The organism is Pseudomonas sp. GW821-FHT02C04 (genome assembly GCF_059421845.1).
The window spans coordinates 131,707-148,770 of sequence record NZ_JBWKVT010000004.1 but is presented as its reverse complement, the minus strand read 5'-3'; the positions used below and the strand labels follow the sequence as shown (position 1 = coordinate 148,770).

The 17,064-nt window shown below is 60.4% G+C and carries 16 protein-coding genes; 1 reads left to right on the top strand and 15 read right to left on the bottom strand.

Features of this window, described 5'->3' with window-relative positions; all coding sequences use genetic code 11:
• Nucleotides 1–10 precede the first annotated feature (10 nt).
• Genes AC07VV_RS16325 through AC07VV_RS16315 form a run of 3 tightly spaced genes read right to left on the bottom strand, consistent with a single transcriptional unit; the run spans nucleotide 11 to nucleotide 5,219 of the window.
• Nucleotides 11–3,058 carry an efflux RND transporter permease subunit gene (locus tag AC07VV_RS16325; RefSeq protein ID WP_495036817.1) on the bottom strand — a complete coding sequence of 1,016 codons (3,048 nt, stop codon included), beginning with the start codon at nucleotides 3,056–3,058 and terminating at the stop codon, nucleotides 11–13.
• A complete protein-coding gene (locus tag AC07VV_RS16320) occupies nucleotides 3,055–4,119 on the bottom strand; it encodes an efflux RND transporter periplasmic adaptor subunit (RefSeq protein WP_096821882.1) in 1,065 nt (354 codons plus the stop codon). Before AC07VV_RS16320 ends, AC07VV_RS16325 begins: the two co-directional genes overlap by 4 nt.
• Nucleotides 4,116–5,219: an efflux RND transporter periplasmic adaptor subunit gene (locus tag AC07VV_RS16315; RefSeq protein WP_495036816.1), complete on the bottom strand. Its 1,104-nt coding sequence runs from the start codon at nucleotides 5,217–5,219 to the stop codon at nucleotides 4,116–4,118. The genes AC07VV_RS16320 and AC07VV_RS16315 overlap by 4 nt, the downstream gene beginning before the upstream one ends.
• Nucleotides 5,220–5,363: 144 nt before the next feature.
• Here AC07VV_RS16315 and AC07VV_RS16310 point away from each other — a divergent pair, with 144 nt between their 5' ends.
• A complete protein-coding gene (locus AC07VV_RS16310; RefSeq protein WP_495036815.1) occupies nucleotides 5,364–6,560 on the top strand; it encodes an AAA family ATPase in 1,197 nt (398 codons plus the stop codon).
• Here AC07VV_RS16310 and AC07VV_RS16305 read toward each other — a convergent pair.
• The 12 genes from AC07VV_RS16305 to AC07VV_RS16250 form a co-directional block, all read right to left on the bottom strand.
• A complete protein-coding gene (locus tag AC07VV_RS16305) occupies nucleotides 6,557–7,435 on the bottom strand; it encodes a transporter substrate-binding domain-containing protein (RefSeq protein WP_305833345.1) in 879 nt (292 codons plus the stop codon). The genes AC07VV_RS16310 and AC07VV_RS16305 overlap by 4 nt on opposite strands.
• Nucleotides 7,432–8,214: an amino acid ABC transporter ATP-binding protein gene (locus AC07VV_RS16300; protein ID WP_495036814.1), complete on the bottom strand. Its 783-nt coding sequence runs from the start codon at nucleotides 8,212–8,214 to the stop codon at nucleotides 7,432–7,434. Before AC07VV_RS16300 ends, AC07VV_RS16305 begins: the two co-directional genes overlap by 4 nt.
• The gene (locus AC07VV_RS16295; RefSeq protein ID WP_096821877.1) at nucleotides 8,211–8,870 is read right to left on the bottom strand and encodes an amino acid ABC transporter permease; all 660 of its coding nucleotides are present in this window, start codon (nucleotides 8,868–8,870) and stop codon (nucleotides 8,211–8,213) included. The genes AC07VV_RS16300 and AC07VV_RS16295 overlap by 4 nt, the downstream gene beginning before the upstream one ends.
• The gene (locus AC07VV_RS16290) at nucleotides 8,851–9,516 is read right to left on the bottom strand and encodes an amino acid ABC transporter permease (RefSeq protein WP_096821876.1); all 666 of its coding nucleotides are present in this window, start codon (nucleotides 9,514–9,516) and stop codon (nucleotides 8,851–8,853) included. The genes AC07VV_RS16295 and AC07VV_RS16290 overlap by 20 nt, the downstream gene beginning before the upstream one ends.
• A 597-nt stretch (nucleotides 9,517–10,113) precedes the next feature.
• Complete coding sequence (locus AC07VV_RS16285; protein ID WP_096821875.1) at nucleotides 10,114–10,911, bottom strand: MetQ/NlpA family ABC transporter substrate-binding protein; 798 nt, start codon at nucleotides 10,909–10,911, stop codon at nucleotides 10,114–10,116.
• A gap of 164 nt (nucleotides 10,912–11,075) precedes the next feature.
• Nucleotides 11,076–12,008, bottom strand: a complete 933-nt coding sequence (locus AC07VV_RS16280) for a sigma 54-interacting transcriptional regulator (protein WP_495036813.1) — start codon at nucleotides 12,006–12,008, stop codon at nucleotides 11,076–11,078.
• A gap of 56 nt (nucleotides 12,009–12,064) precedes the next feature.
• Nucleotides 12,065–12,646: an alpha/beta hydrolase gene (locus AC07VV_RS16275; RefSeq protein WP_085712674.1), complete on the bottom strand. Its 582-nt coding sequence runs from the start codon at nucleotides 12,644–12,646 to the stop codon at nucleotides 12,065–12,067.
• Nucleotides 12,647–12,815: 169 nt separating this feature from the next.
• Nucleotides 12,816–13,217: an ExbD/TolR family protein gene (locus tag AC07VV_RS16270; RefSeq protein ID WP_003220570.1), complete on the bottom strand. Its 402-nt coding sequence runs from the start codon at nucleotides 13,215–13,217 to the stop codon at nucleotides 12,816–12,818.
• A gap of 1 nt (nucleotide 13,218) precedes the next feature.
• On the bottom strand, nucleotides 13,219–13,944 hold the full coding sequence (locus AC07VV_RS16265) for a MotA/TolQ/ExbB proton channel family protein (RefSeq protein ID WP_011331927.1): 726 nt from the start codon (nucleotides 13,942–13,944) through the stop codon (nucleotides 13,219–13,221).
• A 45-nt stretch (nucleotides 13,945–13,989) separates the two neighbouring features.
• Nucleotides 13,990–14,802 (bottom strand): energy transducer TonB, encoded by an 813-nt coding sequence (locus AC07VV_RS16260; protein ID WP_041475106.1) that lies wholly within the window; start codon nucleotides 14,800–14,802, stop codon nucleotides 13,990–13,992.
• A 379-nt stretch (nucleotides 14,803–15,181) separates the two neighbouring features.
• Entirely contained in the window at nucleotides 15,182–15,508 is a 327-nt protein-coding gene (locus tag AC07VV_RS16255; protein ID WP_007952780.1) for a hypothetical protein, read from the bottom strand.
• A gap of 189 nt (nucleotides 15,509–15,697) precedes the next feature.
• The gene (locus AC07VV_RS16250; protein WP_495036812.1) at nucleotides 15,698–17,041 is read right to left on the bottom strand and encodes an aryl-sulfate sulfotransferase; all 1,344 of its coding nucleotides are present in this window, start codon (nucleotides 17,039–17,041) and stop codon (nucleotides 15,698–15,700) included.
• Nucleotides 17,042–17,064 lie beyond the last annotated feature (23 nt).

The following is a 17,064-nucleotide window of genomic DNA, read 5'->3' as shown; positions in this document are numbered from 1 at the left end:
AGCTTTTGATCTAACTTTTCTTCGGCTCGCGAATCTTGTACCAGGCCACATACAGCGCCGGCAGAAACAGCAGCGTCAGCAGCGTCGCAATGACGATCCCGCCGATCATCGCGTAGGCCATCGGCCCCCAGAACACTTCCCGGGCGATCGGGATCATGCCCATGCTCGCCGCCGCCGCGGTGAGCAGGATCGGCCGGCGCCGGTGCTCGGTCGCTTCCACCACCGCATCCCAGGGCGCGTAGCCTTTTTGCTCGTATTCTTCGATCTGCGTCACAAGGATCACCGAGTTACGGATGATGATGCCGATCAGCGCCAGAATCCCCAGAATCGCCACGAAGCCCATCGGCGTACCGGTCGGCACCAGCGCCAGCACCACGCCGATCAGCCCGAGCGGCGCGACACTGGCCACCAGGAACAGCTTCTGCACGCTGTGCAACTGGATCATCAGGAAGGTCGCCATCAGGAACAGCATCAGCGGCAAGACCTTGGCAATCGGCCCCTGCGCCTTGCCGCTCTCCTCGACCGTACCGCCGGTAGCGACTTTGTAGCCCACCGGCAGTTTGGCGGCGAAGGCATCGATGGTGGGCTTGAGGACTTTCACCAGATCGGTCGGCTGGATTTCATCGCGCACCGAGGCCTTGATGGTGATGGTCGGCAAACGGTCGCGGCGCCACACCAGCGGCTGCTCCAGTTCATAGCGCACCGTAGCGAACGCCAACAGCGGAATCGACGTGCCGTTGGGTGTGACGATCTGCAGGTTTTGCAGGGTTTCCGGTGTGCCGCGCTCGGAATCCACCGCGCGGCCGACCACATTGATCAGGTAGATATCGTCGTCCACCTGAGTCAACGGCGAGCCACTGACAATGCTGTTCATCAGGTTGGCCACATCTTCCGATGACAGGCCGAGCTGACGCGCCTTGTCCTGAGCGATGTCGATGCGCAGGACTTTGCCGGGCTCGTTCCAGTCGTAAATGATCTCGCCGATGTGCGGGCTCTTGTCCAGTTCGGTGGCCAGGTCGATGGCGTGCTTGCGCACCTGATCGACGTCCTTGCCGCTGACCCGGTACTGGATCGGACGACCGACCGGCGGGCCCATTTCCAGGGCTTGCACGTAACTGCCGATACCGACGAAATCCTTGCGCAGACGATCACGCAGGCGCTGGCTCAAGGCTTCGCGGGCCTTGAAGTCTTTGCTGACGATCACCAGTTGCGCGTAGTACGGGTTCTGCAGTTGCTGGTCCAGCGGCAGGTAGAAACGGATCGCACCCTGGCCGATGTAAGTGCTCCAGCGCACGATGTCCGGGTCGCCCTTGAGCGAGGCTTCGAGCTTGTCGACGGCCTTGCGGGTTTCATCGATCGAGGCGTTTTGCGGCAGGTTCAGGTCGACCAGGATTTCCGGGCGATCGGACGACGGGAAGAACTGATTCTGCACAAAGCGCATGCAGAACACCGCCAGTACGAAGCACAACACCGTGATGCCGATCGCCCACCAGCGATTGCGCATGCACCACAGCAGGCCGCCATTGAACGCCCGCCCGATGCGTCCGGGTTCGGCTTCATGGGGTTTTACGTTGGTGCTGAGGATGTGCACGCCGATCACCGGTGCAAAGAACACCGCCACCACCCATGACACGATCATTGCCACCGCGATCACCGCGAACAGCGTGTAGGTGTACTCACCGGCGGAGCTGGCGTTGAGACCAATCGGCACAAAACCGGCCACGGTCACCAGCGTACCGGTAAGCATCGGAAACGCTGTGGAGGTGTAGGCGAACGTCGCCGCCTGCTCCTTGCTCTCGCCCATTTCCAGCCGCGTCACCATCATTTCCACGGTGATCATCGCATCGTCCACCAGCAACCCGAGGGCGATGATCAATGCACCCAGAGAGATCCGCTGCATGGTGATGCCGCTGTACTCCATGTACACAAACACCATGGCCAGCACCAACGGGATCGAGCACGCCACCACCAAACCCGCACGCACGCCGAGGCTGATGAAACTCACCACCAGCACGATGACCACCGCTTCGAACAGCGCACTGGTGAAGCCGCCGACCGCCTCTTCCACCACCACGGCCTGATCGGAAACCGTGTGCACACCCACCCCCACCGGCAAATCGGCGGTGAGTTCATCGATACGCGCGTGCAGGGCCTTGCCGAATGCCTGAACGTTGCCACCCTTCTGCATCGCAATGGCCAGGCCGATGGCCGGTTTGCCGTCGAAGCGGAACTCCGGCGTTGCCGGATCGACGTAACCGCGACTGATTTCGGCGATGTCGGCCAGACGATAGAAACGGTCATTGAGCTTGAGATTGACCTCGGCCAGATCCTTTTCCGAGGCGAACTGCCCGGAGGTGCGCACCGAAATGCGTTCCGGTCCGGCCTCGATCACACCTGCCGGGGTCACGGCGTTCTGCGATTGCAGGCTCTGCACCACCTGACGCTGATCAATGCCCAGCGCCGCCAGTTTGCGGGTCGAGAAGTTCAGGTACAGCACTTCGTCCTGCTGGCCGATCATTTCGATCTTGCCCAGCCCCGGCACACCGCGGATCTCGGCGCGGGCCTGCTCCACATAGTCGCGCAACTGGCGCATCGTCAGGCCGTCGGCGGTGAACGCATAGACCGAACCGAAGACGTCACCGAACTCGTCGTTGAATCCCGGCCCCTGAATGCCCTGGGGAAACTGGCCGCGAATGTCGTTGATCTTCTTGCGCACCTGGTACCAGATTTCCGGGATGTCCTTGGCGCTGGTGGTGTCGCGCAGATAGACGTAGACCGTTGACTCGCCGGGGCGCGTGTAGCTTTTCACATAATCGAGTGAATCGAGTTCCTCGAGTTTTTTCTCGATGCGGTCCGTGACCTGCTTGAGCGTTTCCTCCTGGGTCGCACCCGGCCACTTGGTCTGGATCACCATGGTCTTGATGGTGAACGACGGGTCTTCCTCGCGCCCCAGATTGATGTACGAGAACACCCCCATCAGCAGCCCGACGAACATCAGGTACCAGACGAACGACTGATGCTTGAGGGCCCATTCGGAGAGATTGAAAGACCCTTTCATTGACTGTCCTCGTCGAGTTTCACGGCTTGTCCGGGTTTGAGGCTGTTGACGCCGGCGCTGACCACACGCTCGCCGGACTTGACCCCACCGGCCAGCACCACGGTGCTGTCGGTGCGGCTGGTCACGCTGACGTCACGCGGGGCAACGGTTTTGTTTTGCGGGTCGATCACCCAGATCCGGGTTTTGCCGTCGGCTTCTTGCAAGGCTGTCGCGGGCAATTCGATTCGCGGCTTGATCGCTGAACTGAGGGTCACGCTGATTGCGGTGCCGAGGCGGAATCCGGGCGGCGTTGAGGCCAGCGTCAAACGCGCGCGGCGGGTACGGGTAGCGCTTTGTGCCTGAGGCTCGATTTCACGGATGACGGCCGTGGTGTTGATGCTCGGATCGAGTTGCCCGGCCACCAGAAACACCACGTCGCTGGGAATCTGGTCGACCAGCGTGTCCGGCAGATCGATCACCGCTTCCTTGATGTCCGGTTGCGCCAGCGTCACCACTTGCTGGCCGGCCGTCACCACTTGCCCGGCTTCGGCGTTCCAGGCGGTGACCACGGCTTTATGGTCGGAGCGCAGCTCGGTGTAGCCGAGCTGATCCTTGCTCTGGTTGACCGCCGCCCGCGCCTGATCGAGGGACGCCTGGGTGGTCTTCAGATCGGTGGTGGCGATGTCCAGTTGCGCCTGGGCGCCGACGCCGCGATCAAACAGCGCCTGCTGCCGCCGAGCGTTGGCCTGGGCGTTGATCAGTTGTGCTTCGACTTTCGCCAGATCGCCCTGGGCCGAACGCAACTGGTTCTGCTGGTCGGACGGATCGAGGGTGGCGAGCAAGGTGCCCTTCTGCACCTCGGCGCCGACATCGACGTTGCGGCTGGCGATGCGCCCGCCGACGCGAAAACCGGTGTTGCTCTCGTAGCGCGCCTGAATGCTGCCGGCGAAACGCCCGAGGTTTTCCTCGCTCAGCGCTTCGACCTTGATCGACAGCACCGGGCGCACCGGCTCCGGCGGTGGCTCGTTCTTGGAACAGGCACCCAGCAGCAGCCCGATCGACATCACCCACAAAGGCTTCATGGCTGCGCTCCCGGTTGCAGATCCTTGTAGGTGTTCTCGGCGATCTCGACTTTCATCCCCGGATGCAGCAGTTGTCCGCCGGCAATGATCACTTTCTCGCCGCCCGTGAGGCCGGCGCTGATAATCACGTGTCCGGTCAGGTAGCGGCCGACGGTGACGTTGTGCAGTTGCGCCTCACCCTTGTCGTCCACCATCCACACCGCAGGTTCGCTGATGTTTTTGGTCAGGGCCGACCATGGCAATTCCACCGCCGATTTGCCGCTGCCCTTGGCGGTGGCGCTGACCACCGACCCGAGCTGCATGCCCTGCGGCAGACTGTCGAGGGTGACCTTGACCTGAACCGTGCCGGACTGCGCCGACACCGCCGGGGTGATTTCACGCACGGTGCCAGTGGTCTTGATTTGCGGGTTGTCGAGCAGACTGACGACAATCGAACGCTCCGCCGGGCGCTCGGCCAGCAGCGATTCGTAAACGTTGAACACCGCGTCACGGTCGCCGTCCCGGGCCAGGCTGAAGATCGGCGCGGTGGCCTGAACCACCTGGCCGACTTCGGCCTGACGCTCGGTGATGATGCCGGGCGCATCGGCGATCAGCGCGGTGTAACTCAGTTGATCCTTGGCATTGGCCAACTGCGCCTGGGCCGCACTCAAGGCACTCTGGCTGCTGCGCAACGCGGCCTGTGCGGAATCGTATTCGCTCTGGCTGGTGTAACCCTTGGGCAACAGTTTCTGCTGCCGGACGAATGCGGCGGCGCTCTGCTTGACCCGCGCCTGCTCGGCCAGCACCTGGGCCTGGGCGGAGTCGACGTTGGTCTGCAAGTCCTTGGGATCGAGTTTGGCCAGCACTTGTTTGGCCGAGACGCGGTCACCGACATCGACCATGCGCTGGATGATCTTGCCGCCGACCCGGAACGACAATTCGGTCTGCACTCGCGCCTGAACGTCACCGGTGAGGGTCACGGACGCCGCGAAGTCCGCGGGTTTGACCTCTTGCACAAAGACCCGAGGCAGGTATTCCTGAGGCGGCTTCTTTTCGCTGCAGGCCGCGAGCAAAGCGAGCAGGCTCAGCATCACCGCTGTTTTCAATCCGGGACTCGCCATGCAGACTCCTTCCTGTGTACGAACGTGCAAGTGACGGTACGACTGTGAGCTTAGAACAGGGTTCAACCTTCGTCCGGGCGATATATGCATTTATGTGCAGCAGGTATCCTGACTCGGAATTCGGGGCACCCAAGAAGGATTTTCATGCTCAAGACCCTCGCGGTGGCCAATTACCGCTCGATCAACAAATTGGTAATCCCGCTGGGTCGGCTGAACCTGATCACCGGCCCCAACGGCAGCGGCAAGTCCAATCTTTACCGGGCGCTGCGACTACTGGCGGAAACCGCTCAGGGCGGCGTGGTCAATGCGCTGGCCCGTGAGGGCGGGCTGGACTCGACGTTCTGGGCCGGGCCGGAAACCATCAGCCGGCGCATGCGCAATGGCGAAGTGCCGATTCAATCGACGGTCCGCCAGGGTGTGAAACGTCTGCGGCTGGGGTTTGCCGGGGAAAATTTCAGTTATTCGATCAGCCTCGGGCTCCCTGACTCCAACGGGCATTTCATGCTGCCTGGAGACCGCGTACCGACCCCTTCGCGATTCAGCCTTGATCCGCAAATCAAGCGGGAATGCATCTGGGCCGGGTCGCTCTATCGACCCGCCAGCTTGCTGGTGGACCGCGACGGGCCAATGATTCGCACCCGTGATGGTCGCACCTGGGATGTCATGGCCCAGCACACGCCGACATTCGACAGCCTGTTCGATCAGGTCGGCAGCCTGCGCACCTCGCCGGAAGTGTTCCAGATGCGCGAGTTCATTCGCCGCTGGCGCTTCTACGATCACTTTCGCAGCGACGCCGACGCCCCGGTGCGTCAGCCACAACTGGGCACGCGCACGCCGGTGCTGCATCACGACGGCCGGGATCTGGCGGCAGCCTTGCAGACCATCCGCGAAATCGGCGACCCCGAGGCGTTGCAGGCCGCGATCAGCGATGCGTTTCCCGGCGCACGGTTGAACATCGCGCCGCTGGCGGGCGGACGCTTTGCCATCGAGTTTTTTCAGGAAGGGTTGTTGCGACCGCTGTCGGCGGCGGAGTTGTCGGACGGCACGCTGCGTTATCTGCTGCTGGTCGCCGCACTGCTGACGCCACGCCCGCCGTCGCTGATGGTGCTGAACGAACCGGAAACCAGCCTGCATCCGGACCTGTTGCCGGCGCTGGCGCGGTTGATCATTCGCGCGTCGCAGGAATGTCAGGTGTGGGTGGTTTCACACGCACGGCGATTGATTTCGGCGTTGCAGGAGGATGAGGAATGCAATTGCATCGTGCTGGAAAAAACCCTCGGCCAGACCGGGATCGTCGGGCAGAGGGTGCTGGATGAGCCGGCGTGGAATTGGCCTGATTAGCCCTGCCACTTCCCGCCTTCGACAATCACACTCTCAGGCTTGGTGTCATCGCTCAGCTCTTTACGCACATATTGGTCATACAGCTTGAGCAGGTATTTCTCTTCTCCAAGCTTGGCCAACTCCGCATTCACCCAATCGCGCAATTCGATGTTGCCCTTCTTCACCGCTGGTGCAATCGGGGCTTCGGCGCCGAGTTTTTCATCCAGCACGCGGTAGCCCGGGTTTTGCTTGGCCCAGCTGAACAGCACCAGATTGTCCTGCGCGTAAGCATCGCCACGGCCGTTGGCCAGGGCTTGCAGCGACTCGGAGTTTTTCTCGAACTTCAGCAGTTTCCAGTCCGGGTGATTCTTGGTCAGCCAGATATCGGCAGTGGTGCCGGTGGTAACGATCGTGGTGCGGGTCGCCAGGTCATCCAGTTTCTTCACTTCGCTGCCCTGGGCAACCAGCGCCTGTACCGCGACTTTCAGGTTCGGGTTGGTGAATTCCACCGCTTCCTTGCGCTCCGGGGTCACGGTCATGTTGGCGAGGATCAGGTCGACCTTGTCGCTCTGCAGGAACGGAATGCGGCTCGCCGGCTCCACGGCCACGAACTCGACCTTGTTTTCGTCGCCCAGTAGATCCTTGGCGAATTGACGGCCGATGTCGGTATCGAAGCCAACATAGCGACCGGCTTCATTGACGAAACCGAACGGCGGCTTGTCGGTGAACACGCCGACGATCAGTTTGTCGCGGGCCTTGATCTTGTCCAGATAACCGGCCGGCGCAGTGCTTTCGCTGGCGACTTTCGGCTTGGCCGGTTCTTCGGTCTTGTTGCAGCCGGCCAGCAGCGCGAGGCTGATCAGCGGTAATGCGAATAGAGCTTTGGCAGTTTTCATGGCAGTTCCAGTTCCTTGGTTTGAGTCGTTGTGGGCAGTGCTTCGACGTAGGAGAACTTCTCCAGGAACTGCTGCGCGCGTGCGGTTTGCGGGTTCGTAAAGAAAAGCTCGGGCGGGGTCTGTTCAAGGATGCGCCCGGCATCCATGAACACGATGCGATCGGCCACCGCGCGGGCGAAGGCCATTTCGTGGGTGACGATCAACAGGGTCATGCCTTCGCGGGCCAGGCCCTGAATCACTTCCAGCACTTCCTTGACCATCTCCGGGTCGAGGGCGGCGGTGACTTCATCGAAGAGCATGACCCGCGGGTTCATGCACAACGAACGGACGATGGCGATGCGTTGCTGCTGGCCGCCGGAGAGCTGGCGCGGGAAGGCATCGCGCTTGTCCGCCAGGCCCACGCGTTCGAGCAATGCTTCGGCTTGCTGCCGTGCTTCGCGGCGTTCGCGTTTCTGCACCTTGAGCGGGCCGAGCAGCAAGTTATCGAGCACGCTCATGTGCGGGAACAGGTGATAACTCTGGAACACCATGCCGATCTGCTGGCGGATTTCACGCCAGTCGGTGGCCTTGTCCAGCAGTTCGCGGCCGGCGAATTTCAAGTGACCGCCGTGGGCGGTTTCCAGACCGTTCAGGCAACGCAGCAGAGTACTTTTTCCGCAGCCGCTGGGGCCAAGGATGACGATGACTTCGCCGGATTTCACTTGCAGGTCGATGCCCTTGAGCACCTGCTGTTCGCCGAAGAATTTGTTGAAACCCTGAAACTCGATCAATGCGCTCATGCTTGCGTCCAGCGCCGCTCCAGCACGCGCGAGGCGGCCGACAGCGGGTAGCAGATGAAAAAGAAAAACAGGAACAGTGCGCCGTAGATCAGCACCGATTCGTAGGTGCGCTCGATAATCTGCTGGCCAACCTTGATCACATCCACCACGCCGATCAGCACCGCCAGCGAACTGGTCTTGATGATCCGCGTGTAGACGTTGATGGTCGGTGGCGTCATGCGTTTCAGCGCCTGGGGCAACAGCACATAGCCGTAGAGCTGCGCAGCGTTCAGACCGATCGACAGTCCCGCTTCACGCTGCCCGCGCGGCAACGAATGCAGCGCACCGCGCGCCACTTCGCCGACCTCGCTGGCGCCCCACAGCGACAGCACCAGCACCGCACACCAGAAGCTCGGCAGGCTCAGGCCAAAGAAAATCGGCAGGCCGAAAAACAGCAGGTACAACCAGACCAGCACCGGAATCGCCCGGAACAGCTCCAGATAAATTCGCAGCACTGCGTTCAGCCACGTCACGTTGAGCGTCCGCAACACGCCGTATAGCACGCCGCCGACGGTACTGATGGCGATGCTCAGGAACGAGATCGACAGGGTTTGCCCGGCGCCTTTGGCCAATTGCGGCAACGACACCCAGAGCAGTTCAAGACCCGAACTGGCCATGCTGGAGCCTCCTTTCCAGACGGCTCAACAGCAGCGACAGCGGCAGGAACAACAGCACGCAGATCAGCGTCAGCACGGCGAGCATTTCGTAGGTTTTGTAGTAGAGCGCGATGTAGCTCTTGGTGGTGTAGAGAATCTCCGGCACCGCCACGGCCGAGACCACGGTGGTCTCCTTGAGCAGGAAAATGAAATTGGCGAACAGCGACGGCAGGCTGAGGATCCCCGCTTGCGGCAGGATCACGTAGCGCAGCAACTGACCGTGGGACAAGCCGATGGAACGGCCGGATTCCAGTTGCGCCTGAGGCACCGCATCGACTCCGGCGCGCAGCACTTCGGTGAGGTAGGCGCCGCCGAGAAAAGTCATGGTGATGATCGCCGCCGTGAAACCGGAAACCTTGATCCCCAGTGCCGGCAAGGCGAAGTAGACGAAGAACAGCTGGATCAGCAGTGGCGTGTTGCGCGCCAGCTCCACATACAGCCCGACCAGCTTTTGCAGGTAAGGCGTGCGGAACACCAGAATCGTCGCATTGAGCAACGCCACCAGCAGTGAGGTGCCGATGGCGATCAAACCGACCTGCAGCGTCACGCCCACGGCTTTGAGAAACGCCGGCAGGGTGCTGAGGATAAATGCGTAATCGAAGTTCATGAAACATCCTGACGCCGCTCGGTAAGCGACGGTGGTGCAGTCCATGGGCAGCGGATAGCTGTCCGGCAGGCACCGACTTTAAAGGTATAAAAAGAAGAATTTAAATACCGATAAAGCATATTGATATCACACAAAAAACTAATCGACGGGTTTGCCGGGAAGGAGGAGGAAGGCTATTGTCCCCAGCGCTGTAGGACGGATCTTTTTTTCATCAAAGCCCTCCAAGGACGAACAGCTTTTGGCCAGACTCCCTCGGCCGAACCCCATAACAAGGAAGAGAACATGGACGTAAAAGTGCCGCAGCGACTGGATCCGCAGGAAATCGTGAAGTTGTTGGTGGCGTTGCGCATCGCGCTGAAAACCAGCGCTGCGTAGCCCTCACTTCGATCGTTCCCACGTCGAGGCGTCGAACCGTCCGCGTGGGAATGCAGCCCGGGACGCTCCGCGTCCCATCAAGAGCCGAACGCAGAGCGTCCGATAAGGCATTCCCACGCAGAGCGTGGGAACGATCATCGCAAGCGCACACACAAAAACGCCGATGACCATCACTGGCCATCGGCGTTTTCATACCTGAAGGGGTTGTGTTGCTGCGTCAGATCAGAACGCCGGCAGTACCGCGCCGTTGTATTTCTTCTCGATGAACGCTTTGACTTCCGGGCTGGTCAGGGCCTTGGCCAGCTTCTGGATCGCGTCGCTGTTCTTGTTGTCCTCACGGGCCACCAGGAAGTTCACGTAAGGCGAATCGGCACCCTCGATCACCAGAGCATCCTTGGTCGGGTTCAACTTGGCTTCCAGCGCGTAGTTGGTGTTGATCATGTCCAGGTCGACTTCTTTCAGAACACGCGGCAGCAGGGCCGACTCCAGTTCCTTGAACTTGAAGTTGTGCGGGTTCTTGGCGATGTCTTTTGGCGTCGCCAGGGCGTTCTTCGGATCTTTCAGTTCGATCAGGCCGGCCTTCTGCAGCAGGATCAGTGCACGACCGCTGTTGCTGCCTTCGTTCGGAATGGCGATGGTGGCGCCGTCCGGCAGTTCGGCCAGGGTCTTGTACTTGCTCGAGTAGCCACCAAACGGTTCAACGTGAACACCTTGCACGGTCACCAGGTACTTGGCTTTGTCATCCTTGTATTTACCCTGGTTGAAGCTGTTCAGGTACGGCAGGGTCTGGAAGTAGTTGGCGTCCAGACGCTTCTCGCCAACCTGTACGTTCGGCTGAACGTAGTCGGTGAAGACTTTGATTTCCAGATCCACGCCTTCTTTGGCGAGGGTCGGTTTGATCAGTTCGAGGATCTCGGCGTGCGGAACCGGGGTCGCCGCGACAACCAGTTTCTCGCCGGCCTGCGCCAGGGAAGCCGTCAGAGCAGCCGCCAATGCGGTAAACAACAGAACCTTTTTCATGCAGTGTCCTTATCGAAAATCGGTCGTCATCGACGACGGCATTAATACGTGTGCCAGCGATGTGCTACTGCTGGCGTGAAGCGGACAATACCGGGATTTTTTATTCCCGGACAATAACGTTTATTCAGCTTCATATTCCATTTTGTTCATGTTGAACAAAATGGTTACAACGCCTCGCTCAGGCTCAACAGTAATTTTTTCAATGCCTTACGCTCCTCGGCTGTCCCTTTGGCAGTGATGCTCGCCACCTGACGTTCGATCTGAACCAGCGTCCCAGACACCTCGGGCAGGTTCAGGTGCTCCGGTAGAATTTCATCGCCAGTGCTCACCAGCAGCGCAAAGTGAATGACGTTTTCCAGCTCCCGGGTGTTGCCCGGCCAACTGTGTTGCTCCAGCACCTCCTGCGCCGCTTCGCTGATCAGCGGCACCGGCAGATCCAGGCGCTGGCTGTAGATGCCGAGGAAGTACTCGGCCAACGACAGAATGTCACCGACCCGCGCGCGCAACGCAGGCAGTTCCAGATGCCCTTCGCTGAGATAGTGATAGAGCCGCTCGTGGAATTTCCCCGCCGCCACCGCCTGGGCCAGATCGATGCTGGTCGCAGCGACCAGGCGCACATCCACCGGGCTCGGCTGATGGGCCCCGACGCGGGTGACTTCGTGGTTTTCCAGCGCGGCGAGCAACTTGATCTGGATCGGCAGCGGCAGGTCGCCGATTTCGTCCAGGTACAAGGTGCCGCCGTTGGCCGAACCGAACCAGCCGGCGCGACTGCTGGCCGAACCGCTGTAACTGCCGGCGGCGTAGCCGAACAGTTCGGCATCGGCATACGTCGGGCTGATCGCCCCGCAATTGACCGAGACAAACAAGCCGCTGCGATCACTGGCGCGGTGGATATGGCGGGCGAGCAATTCCTTGCCGGTGCCGGTCTCGCCGCGAATCAACACCGAAATCGAGCGCGGTGCGAGTTGGGCCATTTCCTCGCGCAGCTGGCGCGAGCGTGGATCGACGAACACCAGCGCCTTCGCGCGAATGCTCAGGGGACTTTTTTCCGCATCGGGAAAGGTCAGCAACGGCTGACCGAAGGTTTCGAAACTCATGGCAGACTCCCGCCCCAAATCGCCGGGAGACGGGGGCGTTTAAAAAATAAAAATGGTCAGGCACGACGCCGGGCGTGGTGTTCCATGCGGTTTTGCAGGCGATACAGATAAGCGAACCCCTGCTCCCAGCGTTGATGCCCGGACTTCACATTGATATGGCCGGCGCCCGCGAGAATTCCCGCCTCGGCGCCCCAGTTGCGCGCCAGTTCCAGCGCTCGTGGTGCGCTGACGGCGGCGTCGTTGTCGGAGCTGACGACCTGGCTTGGGAAAGGCAACAGATCGGTTGGAATCGGTGCGAAGTTGCGCAGTGCCGGCACACAGGCCGGACGTTCTACATCCGCAGGCGCAACGAGCAGCGCGCCACGTACCTGACGCAGGTGCTGCAACGGCGCGGTGGCCGCCCAGTGCGCCACGGTGATGCAACCCAGGCTGTGGGCGATCAGGATCACCGGCGTGCTGTCGGCGGCAATCGCCTCGGCCAGCGCCGCGACCCAGTCTTCACGACGCGGCGTCAGCCAGTCGGCCTGCTCCACCCGCGCGCTGTTCGGCAGACTGTTCTGCCAGTGGCTTTGCCAATGATCTTCTGGCGATCCTTGCCAGCCCGGCACAATCAGATAGCGGATTGATTCGTTGCGCATGGGGGAGCTCTCCTGCGTCGTGTCTGTTCCTGAAGGAGTATAGGGACGGGATTTATATTCGTTAAGGAATAAGAAGCTATTTATTAAGACCTGAAAAGAATATAAATCCTCAAGCAAAAAAAGGGGCCGCACCCTGCCAAGGAGACGGCCCCGGAAAAACGTGAAACCCTTATCGTGCAGTGATCACCGACAGTTTTGTGATGCCTGCCCGCTCAATCGAAGCCATGGCTCGCGCCACTTCGCCATAATTCACCCCGTCGTCCGCCTGCAATTGCACGCGCACTTCCGGGTCCTTGGCCTTGGCCGACTTGAGGTTGAACTCCAGCAGGTCCGGCTGGATTTCGTCCTTGTTGATAAACAGTTTTCCAGCACCGTCGATACTCACCACCAACGGGTCTTTCTGCTCGACCGGCGCCACCGCTTCGGTCTTCGGCAGGTTGATCGGTATCGCGTTGGTCAGCAGCGGCGCGGTGACGATGAACACCACCAGCAGCACTAGCATCACGTCGACCAGCGGCGTCACGTTGATCTCGCTCAGCACCTCGTCGCTGTCTTGCGTGGAGAAGGCCATATCAGGACGCCTCCTTCACTTTTGTTGCGTTGCCCTGGGCCGCAGCCTTGTGCGCGGTCGGGTGGATCAGCACGCGGAACGAACTCTTTTGCGCCAGGCTGTAGAAGTCGTGGGCAAAGTCGTCCAGGTCCGCCGCCGTCAGTTTCAGACGACGCAAAAAGTAGTTGTAAACCAGCACCGCCGGCACCGCGACCGCGATCCCCACCCCGGTGGCGACCAGCGCTGCACCGATGGGCCCTGCGACCGTTTCCAGGCTCGCCGAGCCTGCCGCGCTGATGCCTTTCAACGCTTCCATGATTCCCCACACCGTGCCGAACAGACCAATGAACGGCGAGGTACTGCCAATACTCGCGACCACTGCCAGACCGGTTTCCAGCGAACGGCGCTCGCGGACGATCTGCTGGCGCAAGGCTCGTTCGAGGCGGTCCTGATGGTTGATCGCCTGGCTCAGGTCATTGGCCTGCGGCGCCTCGCCCACCTGAATCGCCGCATAACCGGCCTGTGCCACCCGCGCTGCTGCGCCGGGCTGGGTTTCGCTCAACTCGGCGGCGGAGTCCAGACTCGACGCCGCCCAGAAGCGCTTGTGAAATTTGCGATCCTGCGCCTTCAACCGGCCGAACTGCACAGCCTTGAGCAATGCCAGGCCCCAGGTGGCGACAGAGAAGACCACCAGCAGCCAGATCACCGCGCTTTCGATGGATTCCAGTGGAGATGCCAGTAACGTCATGATGTATTCCCTCGTGTAAACGTTTAGCGCGAAATTGGTTTCGGTTTAATGAATCTTGAAATCGATGGGTACGCTGACCCAGCCGTCCTGGGCGACATCACCCTGCTTGGCCGGCACGAAGCTCCAGCGCTTCACGGCGTCCAGCGCCGCGTCGTCGAGCTGTTGCCGGCCACTGCTTTTCTGAATCTGGATCTCGCCCGGTTTGCCGCTGGCCAATACGTGCACCCGCAGCAACACCGTGCCTTCCCAACCGCGACGCTGGGCCAGCGACGGATATTCCGGCGCCGGGTTCTTCAGGTACGCGGCGTTGGCCGAGGCCGGGGTCACCGGAGCAGGCGCCGGTGGTGCAGGTGGCGCTGGTGCAGCGACCGGGGCCGCCGGTTGTGGCGGAGCCGGGGGTTGCTCGACGGCTTTGGGGGCCGGTTTTGGTACGGGTTTGGCGACCGGTTTCGGCTTGGGAATCGGCTTCGGTTTTGGTGGTGGCTTGGTTGCCAGCTCGTCTTCCACCGGTGGCGGTGGCTCGACCACAGGTGCCGGTGGCGGCGGTACAACCACAGGTGGTGCCGGTGGTGCCGGGCGCGAAAACTCGATGGTCATCGGTGGAATTTCCGGCGGCACGATCGGCAGCGCCGGTGTCGGATGCTGATTGATCCAGTAGATCACCGCGCCATGCACCACCAGCGCCAGAACGCCGAGCAGGATCGTTTCGCGGCGGCTCAGAATGCCCTTGGGCGCGCGCTGCAAACGCAGTTGCCCCAACGGCACGCGATGGGGCCGGCCGAGATCGACCAACTCGCCGCTCGGCGCCTGGCGCCACAGCACCTCCTGTGCACTGGCGGCGGTCTGGACATTGCCCATTGATTTACTCCCTGCGGTCTCTTTGCGTTTTTTCGCGTAGCCGATGCGCCGCTTGTTGAATCCCCCACGGCGTGATCGATGGGTCAATCATTGGGCTAGAGGCTTATCTCCGAAAGTAATCTTTCATGTTATGGATAGATGTTTATGGAATATAAAAAACGGTCATTTCCGCCAAAGCCACGGCCCGCAAGGCTTCCAGCGATTCGCCAGAATCGACATGCTTTCCCGGCATAAAAAGTATTCATCCAAGGCATCGGGTTTTCGACGCCCCGGCATTCAGTGACAACTAATACCAAGGTGATAGTTGACGAACTTTTCAAGAGGCAAATAAAAAGGCCGATGCATGTTTAATGCATCGGCCTTCGACTTACAAAATTTCTTATTGCTTCACAAACTCCCCGGCCAGACCGACTACATCACCGTCAAAGTTGGTGCGCGAACCCACCGCACGAACTTTCGAGTAGTTGTGATCCGGCGAGAACAGGGTCCAGGACTGATAGCCAGTGCCGTCATTCAGAGCCGCGAAAGTAATGATCGTAGGCTGCCCGGTGCTGTTCTGGAAGTGGTAGTGACCGTACGCGATGTCGTAGTTCACGCCGTTCTGGCTGAATTTGCCGCTGAAGGTGCCGTTGGAGTCGTTGCCATCGGTAATCGTCAGTTTGGCGCCAGCGTTAGCGTTTACATAGTTGCCATTAATGCTCGACATAACGAGATTTCCTTTATCGTTGGATAAGTGTCTTCCGATGAGAGCAAGTTTCCTCCTGGAAACTCACGACACTCAGGATGGTTGGACATTTACTTATTGTCCACGCGACTTTTCAACGATATTGCTATATGCACTATTCATGTCGCTCATAACTTATTTCGAATCTGAAGAGTGTTAATAGCATTTAAACTAACGGCTGGCGTTGGTCTGTTGCACACCGACTACCGGCGCAATCACTGCCGTCTCCGAACGCGGCGTTCCGGCCGGTACCCAGTCATAACTCACAGGCAGTGCTCGATACACCCAGTTGCTGATCGCATCGCTGCCTGGCGCCTTGCCCAGATAAGGGCTGACGTATTCCCAGACGTTTTCACCGCTGGCCGTTACCTGGAAAAACCGCCCGTTCATGCCCTCGTCGATCAACGTGTTGCCGTTGGGCAAACGCCGCGCGCTGCTGATGAACGAGCTGTAGAACGCCCACCCCGGCTGCTTCGAATTGGCCGCGCTGTACTGCCAGACGATTTCATTTTTCACCGGGTCGATTTCCAGCACCCGCGAGCCGGAAATCAGCCCCAGCGTGACGTTGGGATAACCCGCCGAACCCTGGTTATCGAACACCAGCAGATTGCCGGCGCCAGGCAGCCCAGCCGGGATGATGTGCGCATCATGCTGACCGACGAACTGGTCCACCGGGCGCGGTATTTTCTGCGCGGTTTTCGGGTTGGCCAGCGGCAGGTTCGGCCCCAGGCGCCAGACCACTTTGCCGCTGTGTTTGTCGATGATGGCGATGAAATTGGCGTTGCGTGAGTCGAGCAGCAGATTGTCCGGATTGAAGCGCTTGTCGCCTGCATCAAACCATTTGTTCGGCCCGACCAGGCTAAGGTTGTTGATGTGCAGGTAATCCGGATTTTCACTGGCACGCACCAGCTTCAATTGCTCGGCAGTGAAACCGAATTCGTTCAAGTGATCCGACGCCAGCCACTGCCATTTCACCTCGCCTGCGGGGCTGACTTCATAGATCGCATCGTCGATCACCTCGGGCACTTTGAAGCCTTTGACCTTGTGCACCTTGTTCGCCAGCACCACGGTGTTGCCGTTGCTCAGGCGACGCTGGTCGTGATGCTGTTGCGCAGCGCCACCGGGTGCCTTGTCGCCCCACTGCCAGACGACTTTGCCATTCCAGTCCAGCTCGCCGACACTCTGATTACCCAGGCCGTTACCGGCGGAACCGAGCTTGCCCGGATCCTTGTCGCTCAGTTGCAGCAGGACGTGACCGCGCTCACCACCGACCAGTTTCGGGTCGATGATCGCTGACGGGAAGCCGGCCTGAGACCAGCTCTTCACTTCGTTGCCGTTCATGTCGATCAGGTGCGTCTGCTTGTCGGCACCGCTGAAGATCACATATTGGTTGAAGGCCTTGGCCGGGTCGTATCGGGTGACGCCTGTGGGATAGACGCTGGGCGCGGCGAGCGCTCCGGCACTGAGCACTGCGCCGGACAACAACACCGGTAAAACGGTTTTGATGCGCAACATGATGCAGCTCCTTGAAGGATCGA